Below are 21,820 nucleotides of genomic sequence, written 5' to 3' on the forward strand. Positions count from 1 at the left end.
TAAATCATCTCCTAAAATATAATAAACAATGGTTAGTATATAACATATAGTAAAAGTGACAAAATATCAGAGTAATAATATATACTATTTACAACTTAATAAAATGCAATTTAGGAGAATAATTCATGGAAAATTATAATAATTTTAATAAATTTTCATTGAAAAAAGTTATTCAATTGTATAGTATAATAGTATATGTTTTGATAGAATAGTTATATTAGGGTTAGTTAATAGATATTAAAAATGTATTTTTAAGGGGAGAACTTGTTATGGATGATAGAATCGTAAACTTCGATGAAATTAAAAATAGAGCTAGGGAAAAAGATGTAGAGAAATTTGAAGATTATGTATATGGACTTTCCTATGATATGTCTCAGGGAAAATTATCAATGGGAGATTTTTATAAAGACATTCAAGAATATATGGAAAAAAATAATATATCACAAGAAAAGCTATTTAACATTCAAAAAAAACTTATGGAAAGATATGGCTTTAATATGGAAGATGTAGAAAAGCAGATGAAAGACATGGGAATTGACATGCCTTCTGTAAATAAAAATGTTGACTATGAATCTTTGAGAAAAACAGTATCATTTCAGGAAAAATATAAGCAAGGCATGGGCAGTGCTTTAGTAACTACTTATAGTATAAATAATTCCTTGAACAGTCTTAGTATACTTATAAGTGAAGAAAAACTTACTTTAAAAAGTGAAAAAGATATAGATTTACAAGATCCCGAGTTAAATGAATTTTTGTGCTCCTATAAAAAGGTAGTAAAAGATAAAAAACTTAAAATATCATTATGCTCAAATGTTAAAGAATTTGAATACTAGTTTAATTATATGAAAATATTCCCTATATTGGCCAATATAGGGAATATTTTAATGTGGATTGGGGGGATTTAGTATGAGAAAATTTAAATTTAAAATATGGGATAAGGAAAAAAAGCGTTTTTATATAAGTGAAAATCCCTATCCAGAACAAAGCTGCAAAGTAAAAGATAAGTTTATATCCCTCGAGTTTACAGGCTTAAAAGATAAGAATGGTAGAGAGATTTTTGAGGGAGATATAATATCTATAAATAATGAAAAAACTTCTATTAAGCTGCCTGTGAAATTTGGAAGGTATTCTTTTGAAAAATTTATAGGCGAATGTGGAGAAATTACTGATGCAACTGAACTCTATGGCTTTTATGTAGAAAATGAATATCTGTATATCCAAATGTTGAAGGAAAATGTAATAGTTACAGGCAATATATTTTGTATATAATTAAATAATCTAATCTTATTTGTATTTGAGAAAGTTGAGTTAGCTATATTGATTTTTACTTTAAGCTGCTATAAACTTATAGTAAAATTTTAATTTTACTATAAGGGGTGGATTGCTTTGAGTAATGATTTTGTTGTATTGTTAAATTGTATGGATGGAAGGACTCAGCTTCCTGCAATAAATTGGATAAGAGATAATTTTCATGTAAAATATGTAGATATAATATCAGAACCAGGAATTGATAAAGTAATTTGCAGCGAAGATGAAAATTTTATCAATTCATTAAAGTATAAGATGGATATATCCATAAATTCTCATGGAGCTTCTACTGCATTTGTAGTAGGTCATTATGACTGTGCAGCAAACAAAGTAGATAAGACAATTCATCTAGAGCAGATAAAAAAGTCTGTTTGCATAATAAAAAAATTATATAAGAATATTGAAGTTATAGGTCTTTGGATAAATGAGAATTTCGAAGTGGAAAAACTTTAGGTATTTATATTGTGATTTTAATAAGGGACTTGTTGCAATAGCAATTTTTTAGATTGATATGAACAGTTCACCTTATAGATAAATATTCTTAAAAGTTAAGAACTATCAATTGTTAAAAAACACGTAGATTAATTGTGAAAGGATGTTTGTAATTTATGAAGCTATTAATAAAAAAAGTTAATGAGGACGCTGTAACTCCATTTTATGCACATAAAGGAGATGCAGGTCTTGATTTATTTTCAGTAGAAGAAGTTTTAATAAAACCAATGGAAAGGAAGTTAGTAGCTACCGGGATTAAGATTCAGCTTCCACCAAATACAGAAGCTCAGGTTAGACCAAGAAGTGGTCTTGCATTAAAACATGGCATAACTCTTTTAAACACACCTGGTACTGTGGATGAAGGATACAGGGGTGAGATAAAAGTGCTTATGATTAATTTAGGACAGGAACCTTTTTTAGTTGAAAAAAGTATGAAAATTGCTCAAATGGTAATAAAGCCTGTGAAAAGAGTATATGTACAAGAAGTAGAAGAACTAAGTGACACTGAAAGAGGAGAAGGAGGATTCGGTTCTACTGGAACAAGATAAGAGTTAAGAATTAATTACTTCATGTTATTTTTAAACTTCGAAAGTTGAGTTATATGAATAAAAGCTTCTCTCCTGGATATAATTATAGAAAAATAACTAGGAGGTAAAATCTATTGAATAGTGTCACTCTTATTGGAAGGTTAACTAAGGATGCAGAATTGGTTCAGCTGGAAAATTACGATAGAAGTGTAGTTAAATTCATTCTGGCAGTAGGCAGAGATTTTGTAAGTAAAACTGGAGAAAGAGAAGCAGATTTTATTCCTGTTTCCTATTGGACTAATTATGGAAATAAAATGCTTCCCTATTTAAAAAAAGGAAGACTTATAGGAGTAAATGGTAAAATAATTACTAAAAGCTATACTAAAGACGATATAAAAAAATATTTCACTACTGTAGAAGCAGACAAGGTTCAGTTTTTAGACCGCGAAAAGGAAGCTTTGGCATAATTTAAGAAGTACAGTTATAGGATAGGTTGGGGTAAAATTAAAAGATTACCCCAATTTTTAATTGCTATTAAAGGTGCATTATTTATTGTTTTTTACATTATTCTAGAGTATGATATAATAGGAAAATATAGTGAAAAAGTGGATTTCTAAAACTTTTAATCACATTTTAACTTTAAATGTATAAATTTGGTCATAGTTACTTAAAGATAGGGAAATATCAATGAATCTTACTTAGTGGGAAAAGCAGATATCCCAAATCTATGATTTGGTGATAGTCGCTTTCGCTGTGTGCAAGCAGATATCCCAAATCTATAATTTGGTGATAGTCGCTTTCGCTGTGTGCAAGCAGATATCTCAAATCTTTGATTTGATGATAGTCGCTTTCACAGAGTGTGTGGGAGTGTTATAGTAGGTAGCCATCAGATAAAAATTGAAATTAATATTTGAAATTTTGTGTTAACTTAAGGGGGAAAAATATTTTATGTTTAATTTTAAAAGTATTAAAACTAAGTTAATACTGATAATTTCTGCAACAACAGCGGTATTATTATGTATACTTGGAATATCAATTTATGAAAAATCTTATGGGATATTGTATGAAAAGTTTCAAAACAGTTCTGAGCAAATTGTCATAAATGTAAATGGTTCTATAAATAAATTTTTAAACGGTATGGAAAGTCAGATTCAGGTTATTGCCAATAGTTCTGTTTTGAAAAATTTAGATATTAGTAGGTAATTGCGAAACTCGCTAATAAAAATGAATAAAAGATGTTTAGAAGTTGCAAAAGTATTGTTAGAAGTTTAAAGACAAATTTTTATGATTTGAAATAGCCATATTGATAAAAAAGGGCGCACGAAATAAAGCAAAGTTGGGTTTCTATTTTTTACAAATAAAATTTATGCAATTAATGGTTTTAGGCTTCTAATATATTCATTTTTATGTATTTTATTTGCTACAATAACTGTTATTAGCTGAGTTATACCGGCTAGAAGTAAGTCAGAATGAAGCGTTAGCTCATTTTGTGTCTTACGATCCGCAACGCAATAACTGCCTTTGAAATGGTTGATGTTTTTCTCGACAGCAGTCCTGATTTTATAAGTGTTTTCCCATTGGAGAGTTCCACGAGTAGTTCCAGGATATGCACGAAGATTCTTTTCAGGATAAATGTAAAACATTCTGCCGCAAGAAGATTTTGTACATGGATTTTCACATAGAGTTACACGTTTGCTCTTTTTAGTTTTTTTATTGTATACCCATTTCATTTTGGGACATACGAATTTCATTGATGGAATTCCAGAACGTAAGTGTGTTTTACTGCCTTCTCGTTTCATTGGAAGCGAATGGTCATAAGGACAGCATGGAATACCATTTTCATTTAAAGGGCAGTCGAATTCTTTTGATGCAAGTTTAGTTTTTAATGGAATGAATGCCTTTTCAAATTTCAAATCATGCAAAAGGTATCGATAAATCAGAATGCTGTCAAAAGCAGCATCACCTAAAAAGATTTTTGGATTTATCAAAGGATGTTTTGCAAAGAAATCCATAAGAACAGGTATAAGAGCTTTAGAATCAGCAAGAGATTTATCTTCATCCGGTGAATCAGATTTTTTCTCAATAACAATATCAGGATGTGCTTTTAGAAAATCCTGATTGTAAAATGAAATATCTCTTACAATACCAAGTCCGTTGGTTACAATGCCAAATTTAAAAGCATAGCAAAAATGACCGTTAATGTACATTTGTTGAATGGCCGGATTAGCTGAAGCGTGTGGAGGCATAGAACCATAGGCAGCTTTATAAGGATCATAAGAATCATCTAAAGCATGTACTTTCTTAAAAGTCTTAAGCTGTTTTATGATGCGGTTAGCATACTTAGGGTTGTTTTCAGTAACAAAAGCTTCGATACCAGAAGTATCAAAAATAGTCATAGAAGCAAGTTTGGGGTCAATTTGCTGGCATATTGGTTCAGTAATATCAACGAGATTATCAAATATCAATTGTAAGTCCAGAATAAAATCCTGTTTAAAACGTGTGAATTTAGAAGCATCAGGGACTTTAAGGAAACCGCAGAAATCCCTTAACTCTTGAGAATATTTAAGAAAAATAATCAAAAGGGAATCCGTAGGAATAGAAAAAATGTGCTGCAAAATCAAAGCACGGAGCATGGCGTAAAGACTGTATTTACGGGGCCTTCCAGTAGAAGCATAAAAATGATTTATGAAGGAAGCAGGGATTAAATCATCAAGGTTAATAGTATTTTCAAGTAAAGAAAGAAACTGAGGCTTGTTATTTTCAAATTTTTCTTTGCAATCAGAAAAAATATCTGCCAAAGAAAGCTGTTTATATGGTATCATAAATATATAACTCCTTTCTGAGGTATATGGTGATTTTGTTTCTTTGCAATTCAATTTTACCATAAATCAGTGAGGAGTTATTTTGTTTTGTAACAAAAAATACACCGCATTTATACGGGTTGTAGCGTTTCGCAAACGCCTATTAGATATTAGTAATGATGGGAGTAGAAACAGTGCAGTAGAATTGCTTAAAAATACTAAAGACAGCAATGAAAATATGGTAAGTGTATATTTTGCTGATCTCAGTGGTATGAGAATAAATATGGATGGAAACATACGTCAGCCATCTAAAGAATATGATGCTAGACAAAGAACGTGGTATAAAGACGCTATGAATAAAAAAGGACAAGTTGTATGGACGGATCCATACAAAGATGTAAATACATCACAGATTATGATTACAGTAGCAAAAACTGTGGAGAAAGATGGCAATGTAGTAGGAGTAGCTGCTATTGATGTTTCTCTGAAAAATTTATCTAAAGATATAGCTTCTATAAAAGTAGGAAACACAGGATATGTTTATATTACTAATAAAGAAGGTAAAATAATAGTATATCCAGATTTTAATCAGGTAGGGAAAGACAGTGAGCTTAAAAAAAGTAAATGGGACTATATTAGCTCAAATAAAACTAGTTATTTTAAGAATACATATAATGGAATAGAGAAGCTGTATGCTTATACTACAAATGAGAAAAATTCTTGGAAAATTGTAGGCACAGCTAAAAATGCTGAATTTATAAGTGATACAAGTGGTATAAGAAGATTTATTTTCTGTTTAGTTATTATAGGAATAATAATATCTATAGTAGTAGCTATTTTAATTGGTAACTCAGCATATAAGATATTAAAAAAGTTAAAAGTAATAGTTGCTAAAGTAGGGGAAGGGGATTTTACTTACAGTATCCCTGAAAAGTTTTTAAATAGAAATGATGAGTTTGGAAGAATAAGCAATTACGTACAAAGCATGAATATGAATATAAAGAAATTAGTTGAAGATGTTAAGAAAAATTCTTCAAATGTTGAACAACAAGCTGAAGGTTTAAATGCAATTTCTGAGGAAATATCAGCTTCTTCCCAGGAAGTATCTGCAGTAGTTCAGGATTTAGCTAAAGGTGCTGAAGGACAGCAAAAGTATATAGATAATATGTTTAGTTTGTTAGAAAATGTAAACAAACACATGGAAAACATAAATGATAAATTAAATTCTGTAAAGGTAAGTACGGGTAATGCAGTGAATAAAGTAGATCTAGGGAAAAATGAAGTGGATTCATTGAAAAAGGCAATAGTCACTGTAGATTCTTCTTTTACAGTAGTTTCTGATAAAGTTTACAAGCTTAACGAGTCTATAAAAAAAGTAAGAGAAATAACTGATGTTATAGCACAAATAGCAGAGCAAACAGATCTTTTGGCTTTAAATGCAGCTATTGAATCTGCAAGGGCAGGCGAAGCGGGAAAGGGATTTTCAGTAGTAGCAGAGGAAATAAGAAATTTAGCCGAAGAGTCTCAGGATTCAGCTAAAAAAATAAGTGATTTAATTAGTTATATAACTCAACTTTCGCAGGACAAAAAGACTAATTTCTCCTTGATGTAACAAGGTAAAGCAGCAATAAAACTATCTATTATTGAGTCAATAACGTCCTTTGAAAGAAGAAGTTTTTCAGTTAATACATTTTTTAAAATATCTACAATAAGATTCATTACTTCACAAAATTGGATATCTTGAAGTTCATCACAGCACTGATAAAAAAATCCACCAATAGTTCTAACATCATTATTCTTACGGCTTTCTAAAGTAAGCATAATGTATCTGGTAAAAACTATAGAAGTATGTGAAACCATGGAATCATAAGAACGCCCCTGAAACTCTTTAGCAAGTTTTAGAAAAGACTTGTTCATTTTAAAGAAAACCTCTATATCCCAGCGTTTTCCGTAAATTCTTATTATCTCATTGTCATCTAAGGATATATTGGTAGAAATTAAAGCAAGCCATTTTCTACTTCTGTTTCTATCTCTTACAAATACAATTTTTGCTTTTACCTCATTACCATTTTTGTCAGAGCCAATACCTACAATAACAGAAGAAAGAATTTTTGCCTTACCACGCTTTTTTCTTAAATTAGCATAGAGATTTTTAAGGTTCAATAACTTACCGTTATAATTGTAGTAAACCCTTGGCATTGCTTTGACCATGGCAATAGTATTAAGTTTGAGTTCTAGAATCCGTATAAGAGTTTTTGGGTACGTAAACCAACTGTCAAAAAGAACGTACGATGCAGGAATAGCATATTTTGAAACTTGTTGAAGTAAACTAATCATAACCTCAGGTGACTTTAAAACAGCCTCCTTACGGAGCTTAGAACCATTGGTTCTTTTATCAATATTGTGGTTTTCAGGACAAAGTCTGTTTTTCTCCTTTTCGGAAGAAAGCAGAGTGAAAGCAAGAGGTAAAAAAGTATTGCCATCTGACCAACCAAGGGTGAGAAGGCGAAAGCCTTTAACATATTTATGTTCAACATGGTCATGAACTCTTGCAAGAAGTTCAACAGATTTGCTCCTGCACCTACTGTATAAAGAATCATCAATTACAAGTACATTAACTCTATCTTTTGAAGTAAGTGGTACGATAATATTTTTTATGATTAATGAAGAAAGTAAAAACAAAAACTTTCTCCAATTAAAGTTTGGTGAATTAAGAAATCTATATACAGTATCCTTTGAAAATTGATTATTTTTTCCAGACTCCAAGTTCCTAAATAAGTTTTTTCCAGTAAAAACAAGCATAAAAATATATTGAAATATTTTAATACATGGAAATCCTTTTTCTTTAGAAAAATTGCATTGCTTAAGTATATGTCCAATTTTGTTGTCTTTAAAAAATCTATTTATAGTAAAATTAAATTGTTTATCATTAGTATCATTTGATATAATAGTATTCATAAGAAACATTCCTTTCCTTGGTGTGGTGTTTTTTGCAATTCTATTATACCAAAAGGAATGTTTCTTTGCTTTATGTGTTTATTCTCAAGGCTTTCCCCTTAATTTTTATGTGCGAAAGTTGAGTTATATAAATAGTGATTCAAATGAGGTTATTGTAAATTCTAAAAAGGCTGAAGAATCTATAAATGAGCAGAATATAGTGGCAGAAAATATGGTGAAATCTTTTGAAATGATAGTGGATTCAATTAAAGAGATTGAACCTTTAGTTGATAAAACTTTTATTTCAGCAAATAGCACAGTACAATCTAGAAAAGAATTTATGGACAGTATGAATCAGTTTGGAAATTTAATAAGAAACACCACTACATCTACAGAGGAAATAGCAGCATCTACAGAGGAAGTAAGTGCATCCATACAAGAAGTGGCATCATCTGCTGAAAATTTAAACTCTACATCAAAGAATTTAATAAATGTTGTAAATAAATTTAAAGTAGAATAAAAGTGTATAAGAGCTAGCTTAGGGTACTGCTATTAATTCTTCATTACTAATTATTAACAGAAGGGGATTTGTTTATACTACGAATTGAAGTTAATGGAATTAGTATTTGACAGTATGCTTGGTACATTGATAATATATAATATATAACTTGATTAAATTAAAAAGTAAATTAATAGATACAAAAAGTATGGAATAAAAGAGGGGGATTTAACTTGAGTGAACATGAAAAGATATTTATACCTAAAGAGTCTATAGATAAATTGGTTTCAGGATTAAAAAGTATAAGAATTACTACTAGAGAAAAAGCTACGCGGAAAGAAGTAGATAAACTCTTAGATTTACTACAAGAAGATTTAAGTCAAAAAAATATTCCTCTTAAAGAACAAATATTAGAAAAGATGAAGGAAAGCAAGGGAGTAGATCCTAACTTAAATGCTAATTTGTATATACTATATCGTAATTTAGATAGCGGCCAGATTACTGAAGAACATGCACTTGAATTATTTCAAATGTATGTTAAGATAGAGCCCTATAACAAAACTATACTATAATTTAATTCAACTTTCGCAGTTTAAAAACTTTGCAAAGCAAAGCTTTTTTAGTGGACAGTTGACAATTGACAGAGGACAGTGAAGGAATATTTTTCTCCGATGCACTACGAAAAATCTTTAATTTAAAAGAAACTCATGTTTTTTTGTTTCTAAGAAGTACTTTCTGAGCAAGTAATTATCTGAAAATCACAGATTTTAAAGCCTGCTTAAGCCATGTTTTGCATTAGCAAAACAAGCTTAAAAATAAATTAGTTTTCTGACGTAAGGAGGAAAACTCACCTTATCTGATATTTGAGCTTTGAACTTTGTTCTTTAAAAAAATTACGATGTAATTTTTAGTTCATATGTAACGTATATGGAAAATGATTTTAATTCATTGAATAAATGTTTTAATCTAAAGCATTCTATAGGAGATTCCGATAATAATTCATAAGGTTAAGTTTTATTCATTAACTACAGAATAAGTGCTTACCGTATGTAGAAAGGAGTAAATTTTATGAGACTGAGTTATAACATGCCAGCTTTGATAATGCATATGATCCAAAACCAAGCTTTAGATAGGCAAAGTGGAAATTTAGACAGAATATCCAGTGGATGTAAAATAAATAGTGCTGCAGATAATCCAACGGGACTTGTACAAAGCGAGAACATAAGTATTCAAGTTAAGAGTCTTGAGACCGTAACTAGGAATGTTCAAGATGGTGTTAGTATGCTCCAAAGCGCAGAAGGTGGATTAAATGAAATCACAAGTATGGTTCAGAGGGTTAGACAACTTACGCTGCAAGCTGGAGATGGCTCTTTTAATGATGAGGATAGACAAAAAATACAGGGTGAAATAGATCAGATGCTGGATGGAATAAATGAAATGGCAAATGACACGGAATTTAATGGATTTAAATTATTAGGTCAAAACAAAACTATTAGTATGACTGTAGGAACTAATGCTGGGGACGATGTAAATATACCTCAAATAGACTTGACTAATGGATCAGATAGTGTTGTTTCGGACTTGTATAAAATTAAGACTGGTGGAGGAAAAGATGTATTGAGCGGAGATACTGATAGTGCTTTAAGTGTTATAGATAGTTCTTTAAATAAAATAGTATCTTTGAGAAGCAAATATGGGGCTTTGGAAAATAGATTTACCAGTAGTTATGATAATATGCAGGAGTTAAATGAAAAAATGACTGATGCGTACAGCAGTATAAGGGATTCAGATATGGCAGATGAAATGATGAATTATTCAAAAGAAAGCATAGTAATACAGGCCTCTAATGCAATGATCGCTCAGGCTAACAAATTGCCTCAGGATGTTTTACAAATAATACAAAGTTTTAGAAAGTAATAGATTTGAAAAATTAAGTTAAGGTACCTTGCTTTTATAGCCTAGGTATCTTTCTTGTGGTTTTACCCCTAAGGTTATCCACTAAAGGATAAGAAACAATAAAATACCTTACAAATACAGTATTATTTACAATATGCAATATATTTCTATTAAAAGATAATAAACTTATAAAAATGTCACAAAAATATAGAATATAATTTATAATTGTGTTAATGTATCTATATAGAAAAGAATTTTAATTAAAAGTAAAGTAGAATTTAAAATTAAATTATTTAGAGAAGACTTGTAACATATTTGATGATTTTTAGAAAGGGGGAATTTAGGTTGAATATAAATAGTATGTCAAATGACCAATTGGTAAATAATTTGCTTACAAGAGGATTAGATGCAACTGCAGCTAGAAGTAAGGCTATATCAAGTAATATAGCTAATATTAATACTGCTGGATATAAAAGAAAATATGTAACATTTGAAGAAAATCTCAAAAATAGTATAGATAATTTAGAATTAAAAACGGATAGTAAAAAGCATATGAAGTTAGGTAATGATTATGGGGCAATAAATACGAATACAGATGATTCAACTAGTATGAGATCAGATGGAAATAATGTAGATATTGAGGTCGAAACTGTAAATCAAGCTGCAAATGAGCTTATGCAAGATGCACTTATAACCCTCGAAAACAATAGGTTAAGTATGCGAAAAACTGTAATAAGTGGAAATTAAGGGAGGATATTTATGATTCAAGCGTTTAATACATTGAGAATAAGTGCCAGCGGCCTTTCAGCAGAAAGGCTGAGAATGGACACAATAGCTTCCAATATGGCAAATGCAGAGACAACTCGTGGTGCAAACGGACAACCTTATAGAAGAAAAGTTGCAGTTTTTGGAGAAAATTTAAGCAAAGCTTTAAATAGCAATGGAAGTTATGAAGATGTTCCTATGGGGGTAAAAGTTGTAGGAATAAAGGAAGATACCTCACCTTTTAAGAGAGAGTATGATCCTACTAATCCAGATGCTGATGCCTCAGGATATGTTTCTAAGCCAAATGTAAATATATTGAATGAAATGGCTGATATGATGGTATCTGTTAGGTCTTATGAAGCTAGTTTAAGTGCTATTAATTCTGAAAAAAGTATGTTTTCGAAAGCCCTACAGATAGGTAAATAGGAGGACAAAATATGAAGATAAATGAATTTACTCCAGATACTGCTGTGTTTGATAAAGTAGGAGGAAATACTTATAAACAAAATGTATCAAATGATTCCAAAGATAATATAGTAAATAATGAAGATGGCATAGCCTCTTTTTCAAACTTGCTGCAAAGTAAATTAAATGGGGTTAATAATGACCAAGTACAGGCGAATAATAGTATCCAGGAATTTGTAGAAGGAGACAGAAACGATATACACAACGTTATGCTTGATGCTGAACAGGCTAAAATGTCATTAGAACTTGCTGTACAAATTAGAAATAAATTTGTTGAAGCATATCAGGAGATAAATAGAACACAGTTATAGAAGGAGAACCGGATTAAATGGGTAAAATATCGCAGATTTTTAAAAATTTAATAGGCAAGTGGAAAGATTTAAGCAGAAATAAAAAGATAGCTTTTAGTGTTATAGCTGTAGGAATTGTTGCAGCTTTGATATTTGGGGGATTAACTTTAGGAAAAACGAAATATGCGGTATTATTTTCTAACCTAGATGCTACGGATTCAGCTACAATTTATAAGCAGCTTCAAAGTGATAAAGTAGATGCAAAAGTACAGGGAAATTCTATATTAGTGCCTAAAGCTCAAGTGGACAAAATTAGAATGCAGACTCTTTCAGAAGTACAGCTTACTAATGGAAGTCAGGGATTTGAACTTTTGGATAAAAGCAATTTCGGACAAACAGATCAGCAGATGAATGTAAATTATCAAAGGGCTCTCCAGGGTGAACTTGAGAGAACTATAAAATCACTTCCACAAATTGAAAATGCAAGAGTTCATTTAGTACTCCCAGATAATACTGAATTTGTGAAGGACACACAACCAGGGAGTGCTTCTGTAACTATAAAATTGAAATCTGGACAAAGCTTGTCTCAAGATCAAACAAAAGCTTTGGTAGCACTAGTATCTGGCAGTGTGAAAAGTATACCTAAAGAAAATGTTGAAGTTATAGATGATAAGTTAAACCTTCTTTCAAGGGATCTATATCAAAATAAAGATGGCAAGGATAGTGACTCTACTGTTCCTGCTGAAAAACAACAAGAATTGCAGCAAAAATATGAGAATGATATGGAAAAAAGACTTCTTGCCATGCTGGAACCTATATATGGTAAGAACAAAGTAAAAGTAAAGGTAAATGCAGATTTGGATTTTGATGCAGTGCAACAGGAATCCACTACTTATGATCCCAAAAATGTGGTAGTAAGTGAGCATACTGTAAATAATACAAATACAGGTGGTACAAATAATGCAAGTACAAGCCCTGTAGATAATAATATGAGTAACACATCTGTAAGTACTACAAATAGTGGCAATTCAACTCAAAATGAGGTTACGAGAAATTATGATGTATCTAAGGTAGATCAAAAAACTATAAAGGCTCCGGGCAGTGTAAAGAGGCTTACAGCATCGGTTGCACTGGATGGAACTGTAGATGATGCTACTAAGACTTCTATTAGAAATCTTGCAGTGTCTGCTATAGGATATAATCAAACAAGGGGAGACACTATAAATGTTGAGGCAATTCCTTTTGATACTACGGCTCAAGACAATGCAAAGAAGGATTTAGATGCAATGCAAAAGGCTGAAGCCCAGGCAAATCGTAATAAGATTATTATAGGTGCATCTATAGCAGGAGCATTATTAATAGCTGCTATCGTCGGATTTATATTATGGAGAAGAAAACATGCAGAAGATGAGGAAGAATTGTTTGATGAAGAGCTTGGTAATACCCAGGGAATTGATGCTGTTATAGGAGACGATGATTTAACCAAAGAGCAGAATAAGCTTAAATTTAAGCCTGTAGAATTTGAAAATGAAACAGAAGATACTCATGTGGAGAATGAAATAAAGAAATATGCTAAGGATAAACCGGATCAAGTTGCAGACATAATCAAAGCATGGATAGCAGAGGATGAGAGGTGATAAAATGGCTAGGGACAGTAAGAATTTAACAGGAGTACAAAAAGCGGCCATACTATTTATAACTCTTGGACCGGAAGCTGCTGCAGGAATAATTAAAAAATTGCCAGAAGCAGAAATACAAAAAATAACTTATGAAATAGCTAATATCAACTCTGTAAAATCTGATCAAAAAAAGGAAATACTTCAGGAATTTATAGAGATGAATAAGGCTAAGGATTATTTGCTTGAAGGCGGAATAGAGTATGCTAAAGATCTTTTATCAAAGGCACTTGGAAGTCAAAGAGCTATTGAAATATTGGATAAAGTTACAGAGGCAACCCAGCAGTTTAGGCCTTTTGCTATAGCAAGAAAAGCAGATGCTCCTCAGCTTTTAAATATAATATCCGATGAGCATCCGCAGACTATTGCACTTGTACTGTGTTATCTTCAAGCGGACAAGGCTGGACAAATTCTTTCAGCACTTCCTGAAAATGTGCAGGCTGAGGTAGCATTTAGAATAGCTACAATGAGTAATACTTCACAAATGGTTGTAAAAGAAATAGAGAAAGTATTAGATGACAAGTTATCATCTATAGTTAAGTCAGATATGAAGGTAATTGGTGGTGTCCAAACTATTGTAGACATATTAAATCAAGTAGATAGAACTACAGAAAAGAATATTACTGAAGGCCTTGAAAAAGAGGATGCAGAATTGGCTGAGAAAATTAAAGGATCTATGTTTGTATTTGAAGATATCATTACTCTTGATGATGTGTCTATTCAAAGAGTACTCAGAGAAGTGGATACAAAAGAACTTTCTCTTGCACTTAAGGGATGTTCTGAGGAAGTGGCAGATGCAATATTTAGGAATCAATCAAAGAGAGCTTCTGCTGCATTAAAAGAGGATATAGAATTCTTAGGACCTGTTAGACTTATGGATGTGGAGAAGGCTCAGCAGAAAATTGTAGGTATAATAAGAAGATTGGATGAATCAGGAGAGATAGTTCTGGCAAGAGGAGGAGAAGATGCAATCATCGTATAAAGCTATATTAAAAGGTGACAGCATAAACAATTGCGGAACACAAAAAATACACACAGAGTTTAAAATAAGAGAAACATTTAGCAAAACATCCAATGAAAAAAATACTAAAGATGATTCTATTTTAAAAAGCTATGAAAATTTAGGAAGAACTATTTTACAAGATGCTAGTATAAAAAAAGAAAAAATTCTCTCTATGGCTTATGAAAGAGCATCTGAAATCTCCAAAAAAGCTTATGATGAAGCCTATGAAAAAGGATATGCAAAAGGTCAAGAAGAAGGTTATAATACTGCTTATGAGGAAGGTTATAAGAAAAATTTTGATAAAGCAAAAGCAGAGGGAGATCAGATAAAACAGAATGCAAATGATGTTTTAAATAAAGCTGTAGAAGAAAAGAAAAAGTACCTAGAGGAAAAGGAAGAGGAAATAAAAGAATTTATATTAAATTCTGTAGAAAGTATATTAAAACGTGAGGTAAGGGACGCGGATAGTTTAAATGCTCAGGTATTTGATGCTTTGAATCAAATGAAAAAAACCAGCACTTTTATAATAAAAGGTAAAGAAAAGTACTGCAGTGAATTCAAGAAACAAGTAACCTTATGGAAGGAACAGCTGCCTTTTAAAGGTGATATTTTTATAATACCAGATGAATCTTTAGAGGAAGGTAGTGTGGTTATAGAAAGAGATAATGGAAAAATGGTTCTAGGTATAGATATTGCCTATGAGAAAGTAAGGAAGATAATTCAGGATGAAAGTTAAGTTTCTGCAGTTAGAGGTGATATTTTGTGATAACTATAAACTTTGATAGGCTTAATAGAAAAGTGAAGGAAGCTACTTATAATTATCAAGAAGGAATTGTGAAAAAAGTTATTGGCTTAACTGTAGAGGTAGAGGGTATTAGAGCTTTTGTAGGAGAAGTATGTCATATTTATAGTGAGGAAAATAGTAAGATTTCCTGTGAAGTTGTTGGATTTAATGAAAGCAATGTAATTTTAATGCCTCTTGGGGAACTTATTGGAATTTCACCAGGTTGCAGAGTAGTACCAGAGAGGATGCCTTTAAATGTGAGATGTTCGGATGAGCTTTTTGGGAAGGTACTTGATGGGCTCGGCAATCCTTTAGATGGTGCTGTTATATCAAGTGGAGAACCTTATCCACTTGATACAGAGCCCCCAGATCCCTTAAAGAGAAGGAGAATAACTGAAGTAATTCCTACGGGAGTAAGGGCAATAGATGGTTTGATAACCTGTGGTCAAGGACAGAGAATAGGAATATTTGCAGGAAGTGGTGTGGGAAAGAGCACTACTCTTGGTATGATTGCAAAATATGCTGAAGCAGACGTAAATGTAATAGCTTTAATAGGTGAAAGAGGTAGAGAAGTTAAGGATTTTATAGAAAAGGACCTGGGAGAAGAAGGAATGAAAAAATCAATCATAGTGTGTGCTACTTCAGATAAGCCAGCTTTGGTTAGATTAAAGGGAGCTTTTACAGCTACAGCTATTGCAGAGTATTTTAGGGATAAAGGTAAGAAAGTAATTTTGATGATGGATTCTGTAACTAGATTTGCTATGGCTCAAAGAGAAATAGGACTTGCTATTGGGGAACCCCCAGCAACTAAGGGATATACACCTTCCGTATTTGCCAAACTTCCGAGACTTATGGAAAGAGCAGGAACATCAGATATAGGATCTATTACAGCTTTTTATACTGTACTAGTAGATGGAGATGATTTAAATGAACCTATTGCAGATGCAGTAAGAGGTATACTTGATGGACATATAGTATTATCCCGTTCTCTTGCTAATAAAAATCATTACCCTGCTATAGATGTACTTGCAAGTATAAGTAGGCTTATGTCTGAAATAGCTGAAAGTGATCATAAAAAAAAGGCTTCTTTTGCAAGAGATATGCTTTCAACTTATAAAAATTCCGAGGACTTAATAAATATAGGTGCTTATGTAAAAGGAAGCAGCGAAAAAATAGATAAGGCTGTAGCCTATTACGATAAAATAATTGCCTATCTCAAGCAAGATGTAAATGAAAGTTCATCCTTTAAAGAAAGTGTTGAAGGATTGAAAAAAATATTTCAATAACAGCCTTAAATTGTGAATTGTGCATTGTGAACTGTGAATTGAATAGAGGGGGATATATGGGTAAATATAAATTTAGGCTTCAAAAATTACTTGACATAAGAATAGACAAGGAAGAAGAAAGCAAAAGAGAATTTCAGCAGGCTAAAAGAGAAAGCTTGAAAGTAAAAGAAAAACTAGATTTATTAAAAGCTAATTATGAGAAATACAATAATATGTCTAACTTTAAAAGTGTTATTGAGCAAAAAATAACCCATAAATATTTAAAAGCTTTAGTTTACAGTATAGATAATGCCCAAATTGAACTAAAGGATAAAGAAAAAGTAGTTGATATGAAGAGAAATGAACTTCAAAAGAGGCAAATAGATAGGAAAACAGTGGATATTTTAAAGGAAAAGCAAGAAACTGCCTTTATAAAAGAGCAGAATAGAATAGAACAGAAGGCAAATGATGAATTTGCCCTTTATGGGTTTATTAGAAATGTTCAAAATACATAGTTTTTTATAGGTAATTGCGAAACTCGCTAATAAAAATGAATAAAAGATGTTTAGAAGTTGCAAAAGTATTGTTAGAAGTTTAAAGACAAATTTTTATGATTTGAAATAGCCATATTGATAAAAAAGGGCGCACGAAATAAAGCAAAGTTGGGTTTCTATTTTTTACAAATAAAATTTATGCAATTAATGGTTTTAGGCTTCTAATATATTCATTTTTATGTATTTTATTTGCTACAATAACTGTTATTAGCTGAGTTATACCGGCTAGAAGTAAGTCAGAATGAAGCGTTAGCTCATTTTGTGTCTTACGATCCGCAACGCAATAACTGCCTTTGAAATGGTTGATGTTTTTCTCGACAGCAGTCCTGATTTTATAAGTGTTTTCCCATTGGAGAGTTCCACGAGTAGTTCCAGGATATGCACGAAGATTCTTTTCAGGATAAATGTAAAACATTCTGCCGCAAGAAGATTTTGTACATGGATTTTCACATAGAGTTACACGTTTGCTCTTTTTAGTTTTTTTATTGTATACCCATTTCATTTTGGGACATACGAATTTCATTGATGGAATTCCAGAACGTAAGTGTGTTTTACTGCCTTCTCGTTTCATTGGAAGCGAATGGTCATAAGGACAGCATGGAATACCATTTTCATTTAAAGGGCAGTCGAATTCTTTTGATGCAAGTTTAGTTTTTAATGGAATGAATGCCTTTTCAAATTTCAAATCATGCAAAAGGTATCGATAAATCAGAATGCTGTCAAAAGCAGCATCACCTAAAAAGATTTTTGGATTTATCAAAGGATGTTTTGCAAAGAAATCCATAAGAACAGGTATAAGAGCTTTAGAATCAGCAAGAGATTTATCTTCATCCGGTGAATCAGATTTTTTCTCAATAACAATATCAGGATGTGCTTTTAGAAAATCCTGATTGTAAAATGAAATATCTCTTACAATACCAAGTCCGTTGGTTACAATGCCAAATTTAAAAGCATAGCAAAAATGACCGTTAATGTACATTTGTTGAATGGCCGGATTAGCTGAAGCGTGTGGAGGCATAGAACCATAGGCAGCTTTATAAGGATCATAAGAATCATCTAAAGCATGTACTTTCTTAAAAGTCTTAAGCTGTTTTATGATGCGGTTAGCATACTTAGGGTTGTTTTCAGTAACAAAAGCTTCGATACCAGAAGTATCAAAAATAGTCATAGAAGCAAGTTTGGGGTCAATTTGCTGGCATATTGGTTCAGTAATATCAACGAGATTATCAAATATCAATTGTAAGTCCAGAATAAAATCCTGTTTAAAACGTGTGAATTTAGAAGCATCAGGGACTTTAAGGAAACCGCAGAAATCCCTTAACTCTTGAGAATATTTAAGAAAAATAATCAAAAGGGAATCCGTAGGAATAGAAAAAATGTGCTGCAAAATCAAAGCACGGAGCATGGCGTAAAGACTGTATTTACGGGGCCTTCCAGTAGAAGCATAAAAATGATTTATGAAGGAAGCAGGGATTAAATCATCAAGGTTAATAGTATTTTCAAGTAAAGAAAGAAACTGAGGCTTGTTATTTTCAAATTTTTCTTTGCAATCAGAAAAAATATCTGCCAAAGAAAGCTGTTTATATGGTATCATAAATATATAACTCCTTTCTGAGGTATATGGTGATTTTGTTTCTTTGCAATTCAATTTTACCATAAATCAGTGAGGAGTTATTTTGTTTTGTAACAAAAAATACACCGCATTTATACGGGTTGTAGCGTTTCGCAAACGCCTAATAGTTTTTTACTTTGAAAGGAGGTGAAATAAATGAATGTAAATATGTTAAATTTGATGTCTTCTATGAATGTACAAGCACCAAAAGTTAAATCAAGTTCTTTAAGTGAAAATAATGACTTTGCTTCTTTTGTTAAATCCAGCAGTAGTGATAATAGCAGTAAGATGGATACTAAAGACACTACGTATAAAGCATCTAATGAATCTATAGATAAAAATAATAGCGTAAGTGTAGAGAGAAATACAACAAAAATACAATCGTCAGATTCCCATAGCAAAAATAAAAATGATATAGATAGTGAACAAAATGATGATTCTAAAATTGAAACTTATTTAAAAAAAGCTGGATTTACAGATGAAGAAATAGCAGATATTAAACAGAAGATTAAAGAGGGAAGTATAGATAAAAACAGTGTACTTTCACTTTTAAGTTTGCTATTTGGAAATAATCAGGATATTCAAAGTAAATCAAATAATTTTTTAAATACAGTGACTAAAGAATTGAGTGATGAAATTTCAAACATTTTAAAAGATGAAAATTCGTCAGGGTCATCAAAAGGAAATTATCTGCAATTTATTTTAAACCAGGAAATATCCAAAAGCCTTAGTGATACTTCAAATAAAGATATAGCAGCTAATATTAAGGATGTTTTGAATAAGACGGTAGATAAGAAACTTGATTTCTTAGTGGATGTTTTAAATAATTTTGATAAAAGTGGACAACTTACTCAAAAGCTTTCTCAAAAAATAACAGATAATATTGTATCAAAATTATCCGGTCTTGTTGCAAATTCAACTGAAAATGATATAAGTGGTTTAAAATCTCAAATATACACTGAACTTTTACAAAAGTTAAATCCCAAACTAGCAGACAATTTAAATTCAGGAAAAAATGTATCAGGAAACAATTTGTTTCAAATTATAAATCAAAATAGACAAATGATTGAGAATTTGGATACAACAGGTAGCTCTCTTCAAAATTCTTCAAATAGTGAAAGTGGTAACGAAAACTCTACTGGAAGTAACAGTAAAAGTACTGACATATTAAATAAAATACTAGGCGGTGATGGAGAAGATACTAAGGACAGTAAAATTTCTAAAGCAGTTAATTTTATGACGCAATTTAATAATGTCAAGGGAGACAATATACTTGTAAATGGGGAGAATGTACAAAATCTTAATTTAAATAAAGCTACTTTTAATTCAGATATGATAAAAACACTCAAGTATATGGATTTGAATAATGTTAAAGAGTTAACTGTTAAAATTAATCCTAAAGAACTTGGAGATATAACTATAAATCTTGTTATGGAAGAAGGAAAGATGAAAGCAGTTCTTACAGCTTCAAACAAAGATGCCTATAATCTTTTAAATTCAAATATGCAGGATTTGTCAAATAAACTTCAGAATAATGACATAAAAGTCCAGAGTTTTTCATTGAACTTATATCATGAAGACACAACTTTCTTCAAAAATGGAAGTAATGGAAATCAGAATCAAGATAATGAAAAAAAGAGTAAAAATTTAGCCGTAAATAGCATACAAGATGAAGATGCTCCAGAGGAAAATGACTATTATAGTGACAGCAATGTAAATATGCTGGCCTAGTTTCAAATTTAGTAAAGGAGGAAAACAAAATGCCTATTCCAGGTACAGATAACACTAGTACCAATCAGAAAAGTTATTCTTATCCCATTTCTACTGATAAGAGTTCAGATACTACTTCAAATGGAACTAAAGTAGTTAAAAAGAAAAATGATATAGACAAAAACATGTTTTTAAAAATACTATCTGCAGAACTTGCGAATCAAGATCCAACTAGCAGTGATTCTCAAAGTTCAACTCAGTATATAAGTCAGCTTGCACAATTTTCATCTCTAGAACAGATGGCAAACTTAAATAGTTCAACTAAGATGGGTACTGCAAATTCACTTATGAATAAATATGTGACTTTTAGTGATACAGATGAGCAGGGAAATAATATAAGTGGACAGGTAGTTGGAGTTATTAAAGATGGAGATGATATAGAGCTTAATGTGCTTATGGGACAGGGAAAAGACAAAGATGGAAATATAGTTGATAAATATGAAAAGTTCAACATAGATGATGCAAAAAAGATTGTTGATTTAGGAGATACAACTAATTTCACTGTTAGTAATAACATGTTGTTAAATGCAACTTCACTTATAGGAAAAAAGGTTAATGTAGATGAGAAAGATTCCAGTGGAAATAATTATAGTGGGATTGTTCAATCAGTATCAAGACTATTTGGTGGAGTAACAGTAAAAGTAAAACTTTCAGATGGAAGTACGAAGGATTTTGATTTTAAGGACGTCTCAGACGTAGAAAATTCATAGATAAGCAGGTGAATATCTATGAGCTATAGAGTTATTAATGGTAAGTTGTATTTTGCAGCGGATTTAAAAGCTGTATGTAACGGGAAAAATAATACAAAAAATAACGTAAATGATCCTAAAAGTAAAATATCTTTTAAGGATACTTTAACTAGTGAAATTAATAAAGATTCAGGCTTTACTATATCAAATCATGCTGCAGAAAGGCTGAAGAGCAGAAATATAAATTTAAATGAAAATGACATGAAAAATATAAATTCTGCTATAAATAAGGCAGAAAATAAAGGATGCAGTGAATCTGCTCTACTTTATAAAAATTCAATATTTATTACATCTATAAAAAATAGAACAGTAATTACAGCGCTGGATAAGAATTCAAATAACGACAATATATTTACTAACATAGATAGTTTAGTAATAGTATAAAAAATGGCTGGACCTAAGTGGAAGCCATGTTCTGTGGAGTGAA

22 protein-coding genes and 2 pseudogenes are annotated in these 21,820 nt (G+C 31.2%); 21 read left to right on the plus strand and 3 right to left on the minus strand.

Going from position 1 to position 21,820, the window contains the following annotated elements:
- Positions 1–269 precede the first annotated feature (269 nt).
- The 6 genes from B5S50_RS16415 (at position 270) to B5S50_RS16440 (ending at position 3,530) form a co-directional block, all read left to right on the plus strand.
- Positions 270–833, plus strand: coding sequence for a DUF3867 domain-containing protein (locus B5S50_RS16415; protein ID WP_065077649.1), 564 nt, complete (start codon positions 270–272; stop codon positions 831–833).
- Between the two features lie 73 nt (positions 834–906).
- Positions 907–1,269, plus strand: coding sequence for a YopX family protein (locus B5S50_RS16420; protein ID WP_065077648.1), 363 nt, complete (start codon positions 907–909; stop codon positions 1,267–1,269).
- Positions 1,270–1,386: 117 nt separating this feature from the next.
- Positions 1,387–1,761, plus strand: coding sequence for a carbonic anhydrase (locus tag B5S50_RS16425; protein WP_065077647.1), 375 nt, complete (start codon positions 1,387–1,389; stop codon positions 1,759–1,761).
- Between the two features lie 155 nt (positions 1,762–1,916).
- Positions 1,917–2,348, plus strand: a complete 432-nt coding sequence (gene dut, locus B5S50_RS16430) for a dUTP diphosphatase (protein WP_065077646.1) — start codon at positions 1,917–1,919, stop codon at positions 2,346–2,348.
- Between the two features lie 113 nt (positions 2,349–2,461).
- Positions 2,462–2,794, plus strand: a complete 333-nt coding sequence (locus tag B5S50_RS16435; RefSeq protein ID WP_065077645.1) for a single-stranded DNA-binding protein — start codon at positions 2,462–2,464, stop codon at positions 2,792–2,794.
- Positions 2,795–3,275: 481 nt separating this feature from the next.
- Entirely contained in the window at positions 3,276–3,530 is a 255-nt protein-coding gene (locus tag B5S50_RS16440; protein WP_217302347.1) for a hypothetical protein, read from the plus strand.
- Between the two features lie 274 nt (positions 3,531–3,804).
- Here B5S50_RS16440 and B5S50_RS16445 read toward each other — a convergent pair.
- Positions 3,805–5,149, minus strand: a pseudogene (locus B5S50_RS16445) (transposase).
- An 82-nt stretch (positions 5,150–5,231) separates the two neighbouring features.
- Here B5S50_RS16445 and B5S50_RS16450 point away from each other — a divergent pair.
- Positions 5,232–6,740: a methyl-accepting chemotaxis protein gene (locus tag B5S50_RS16450; protein ID WP_217302348.1), complete on the plus strand. Its 1,509-nt coding sequence runs from the start codon at positions 5,232–5,234 to the stop codon at positions 6,738–6,740.
- Here B5S50_RS16450 and B5S50_RS16455 read toward each other — a convergent pair.
- Positions 6,698–8,086, minus strand: a complete 1,389-nt coding sequence (locus tag B5S50_RS16455) for a transposase (protein WP_217301860.1) — start codon at positions 8,084–8,086, stop codon at positions 6,698–6,700. The two genes, B5S50_RS16450 and B5S50_RS16455, sit on opposite strands and share 43 nt — an antisense overlap.
- A gap of 118 nt (positions 8,087–8,204) precedes the next feature.
- Here B5S50_RS16455 and B5S50_RS16460 point away from each other — a divergent pair, with 118 nt between their 5' ends.
- The 11 genes from B5S50_RS16460 (at position 8,205) to fliJ (ending at position 17,223) form a co-directional block, all read left to right on the plus strand.
- Entirely contained in the window at positions 8,205–8,585 is a 381-nt protein-coding gene (locus tag B5S50_RS16460; protein ID WP_217302349.1) for a hypothetical protein, read from the plus strand.
- A gap of 212 nt (positions 8,586–8,797) precedes the next feature.
- Positions 8,798–9,136 (plus strand): hypothetical protein, encoded by a 339-nt coding sequence (locus B5S50_RS16465; protein ID WP_065077643.1) that lies wholly within the window; start codon positions 8,798–8,800, stop codon positions 9,134–9,136.
- Positions 9,137–9,632: 496 nt separating this feature from the next.
- Positions 9,633–10,481 (plus strand): flagellin, encoded by an 849-nt coding sequence (locus tag B5S50_RS16470; RefSeq protein ID WP_065077642.1) that lies wholly within the window; start codon positions 9,633–9,635, stop codon positions 10,479–10,481.
- 324 nt (positions 10,482–10,805) lie between these two features.
- The gene (gene flgB, locus B5S50_RS16475; protein WP_065077641.1) at positions 10,806–11,207 is read left to right on the plus strand and encodes a flagellar basal body rod protein FlgB; all 402 of its coding nucleotides are present in this window, start codon (positions 10,806–10,808) and stop codon (positions 11,205–11,207) included.
- Between the two features lie 12 nt (positions 11,208–11,219).
- A complete protein-coding gene (flgC, locus tag B5S50_RS16480) occupies positions 11,220–11,651 on the plus strand; it encodes a flagellar basal body rod protein FlgC (protein WP_065077640.1) in 432 nt (143 codons plus the stop codon).
- 11 nt (positions 11,652–11,662) lie between these two features.
- Positions 11,663–12,001 (plus strand): flagellar hook-basal body complex protein FliE, encoded by a 339-nt coding sequence (gene fliE, locus B5S50_RS16485; protein WP_065077639.1) that lies wholly within the window; start codon positions 11,663–11,665, stop codon positions 11,999–12,001.
- A 17-nt stretch (positions 12,002–12,018) separates the two neighbouring features.
- Positions 12,019–13,617, plus strand: coding sequence for a flagellar basal-body MS-ring/collar protein FliF (fliF, locus tag B5S50_RS16490; RefSeq protein WP_065077638.1), 1,599 nt, complete (start codon positions 12,019–12,021; stop codon positions 13,615–13,617).
- Positions 13,618–13,621: 4 nt separating this feature from the next.
- Positions 13,622–14,638, plus strand: coding sequence for a flagellar motor switch protein FliG (gene fliG / locus B5S50_RS16495; RefSeq protein WP_065077637.1), 1,017 nt, complete (start codon positions 13,622–13,624; stop codon positions 14,636–14,638).
- Complete coding sequence (locus tag B5S50_RS16500) at positions 14,622–15,395, plus strand: flagellar assembly protein FliH (RefSeq protein WP_217302350.1); 774 nt, start codon at positions 14,622–14,624, stop codon at positions 15,393–15,395. The genes fliG and B5S50_RS16500 overlap by 17 nt, the downstream gene beginning before the upstream one ends.
- 26 nt (positions 15,396–15,421) lie before the next feature.
- Complete coding sequence (fliI, locus tag B5S50_RS16505; protein ID WP_065077635.1) at positions 15,422–16,729, plus strand: flagellar protein export ATPase FliI; 1,308 nt, start codon at positions 15,422–15,424, stop codon at positions 16,727–16,729.
- A gap of 56 nt (positions 16,730–16,785) precedes the next feature.
- On the plus strand, positions 16,786–17,223 hold the full coding sequence (gene fliJ / locus B5S50_RS16510; protein WP_065077634.1) for a flagellar export protein FliJ: 438 nt from the start codon (positions 16,786–16,788) through the stop codon (positions 17,221–17,223).
- Between the two features lie 288 nt (positions 17,224–17,511).
- Here fliJ and B5S50_RS16515 read toward each other — a convergent pair.
- Positions 17,512–18,856, minus strand: a pseudogene (locus tag B5S50_RS16515) (transposase).
- Between the two features lie 174 nt (positions 18,857–19,030).
- Here B5S50_RS16515 and B5S50_RS16520 point away from each other — a divergent pair.
- The 3 genes from B5S50_RS16520 to B5S50_RS16530 are packed head-to-tail and all read left to right on the plus strand — an operon-like array spanning position 19,031 to position 21,777.
- Positions 19,031–20,605 (plus strand): flagellar hook-length control protein FliK, encoded by a 1,575-nt coding sequence (locus tag B5S50_RS16520; RefSeq protein ID WP_217302351.1) that lies wholly within the window; start codon positions 19,031–19,033, stop codon positions 20,603–20,605.
- 29 nt (positions 20,606–20,634) lie between these two features.
- Entirely contained in the window at positions 20,635–21,354 is a 720-nt protein-coding gene (locus tag B5S50_RS16525; protein ID WP_083985579.1) for a flagellar hook capping FlgD N-terminal domain-containing protein, read from the plus strand.
- 18 nt (positions 21,355–21,372) lie between these two features.
- A complete protein-coding gene (locus B5S50_RS16530; protein WP_217302352.1) occupies positions 21,373–21,777 on the plus strand; it encodes a TIGR02530 family flagellar biosynthesis protein in 405 nt (134 codons plus the stop codon).
- Positions 21,778–21,820 lie beyond the last annotated feature (43 nt).

This window comes from Clostridium sp. 001 (assembly GCF_019056555.1).
GTDB lineage: Bacteria > Bacillota > Clostridia > Clostridiales > Clostridiaceae > Clostridium_B > Clostridium_B ragsdalei.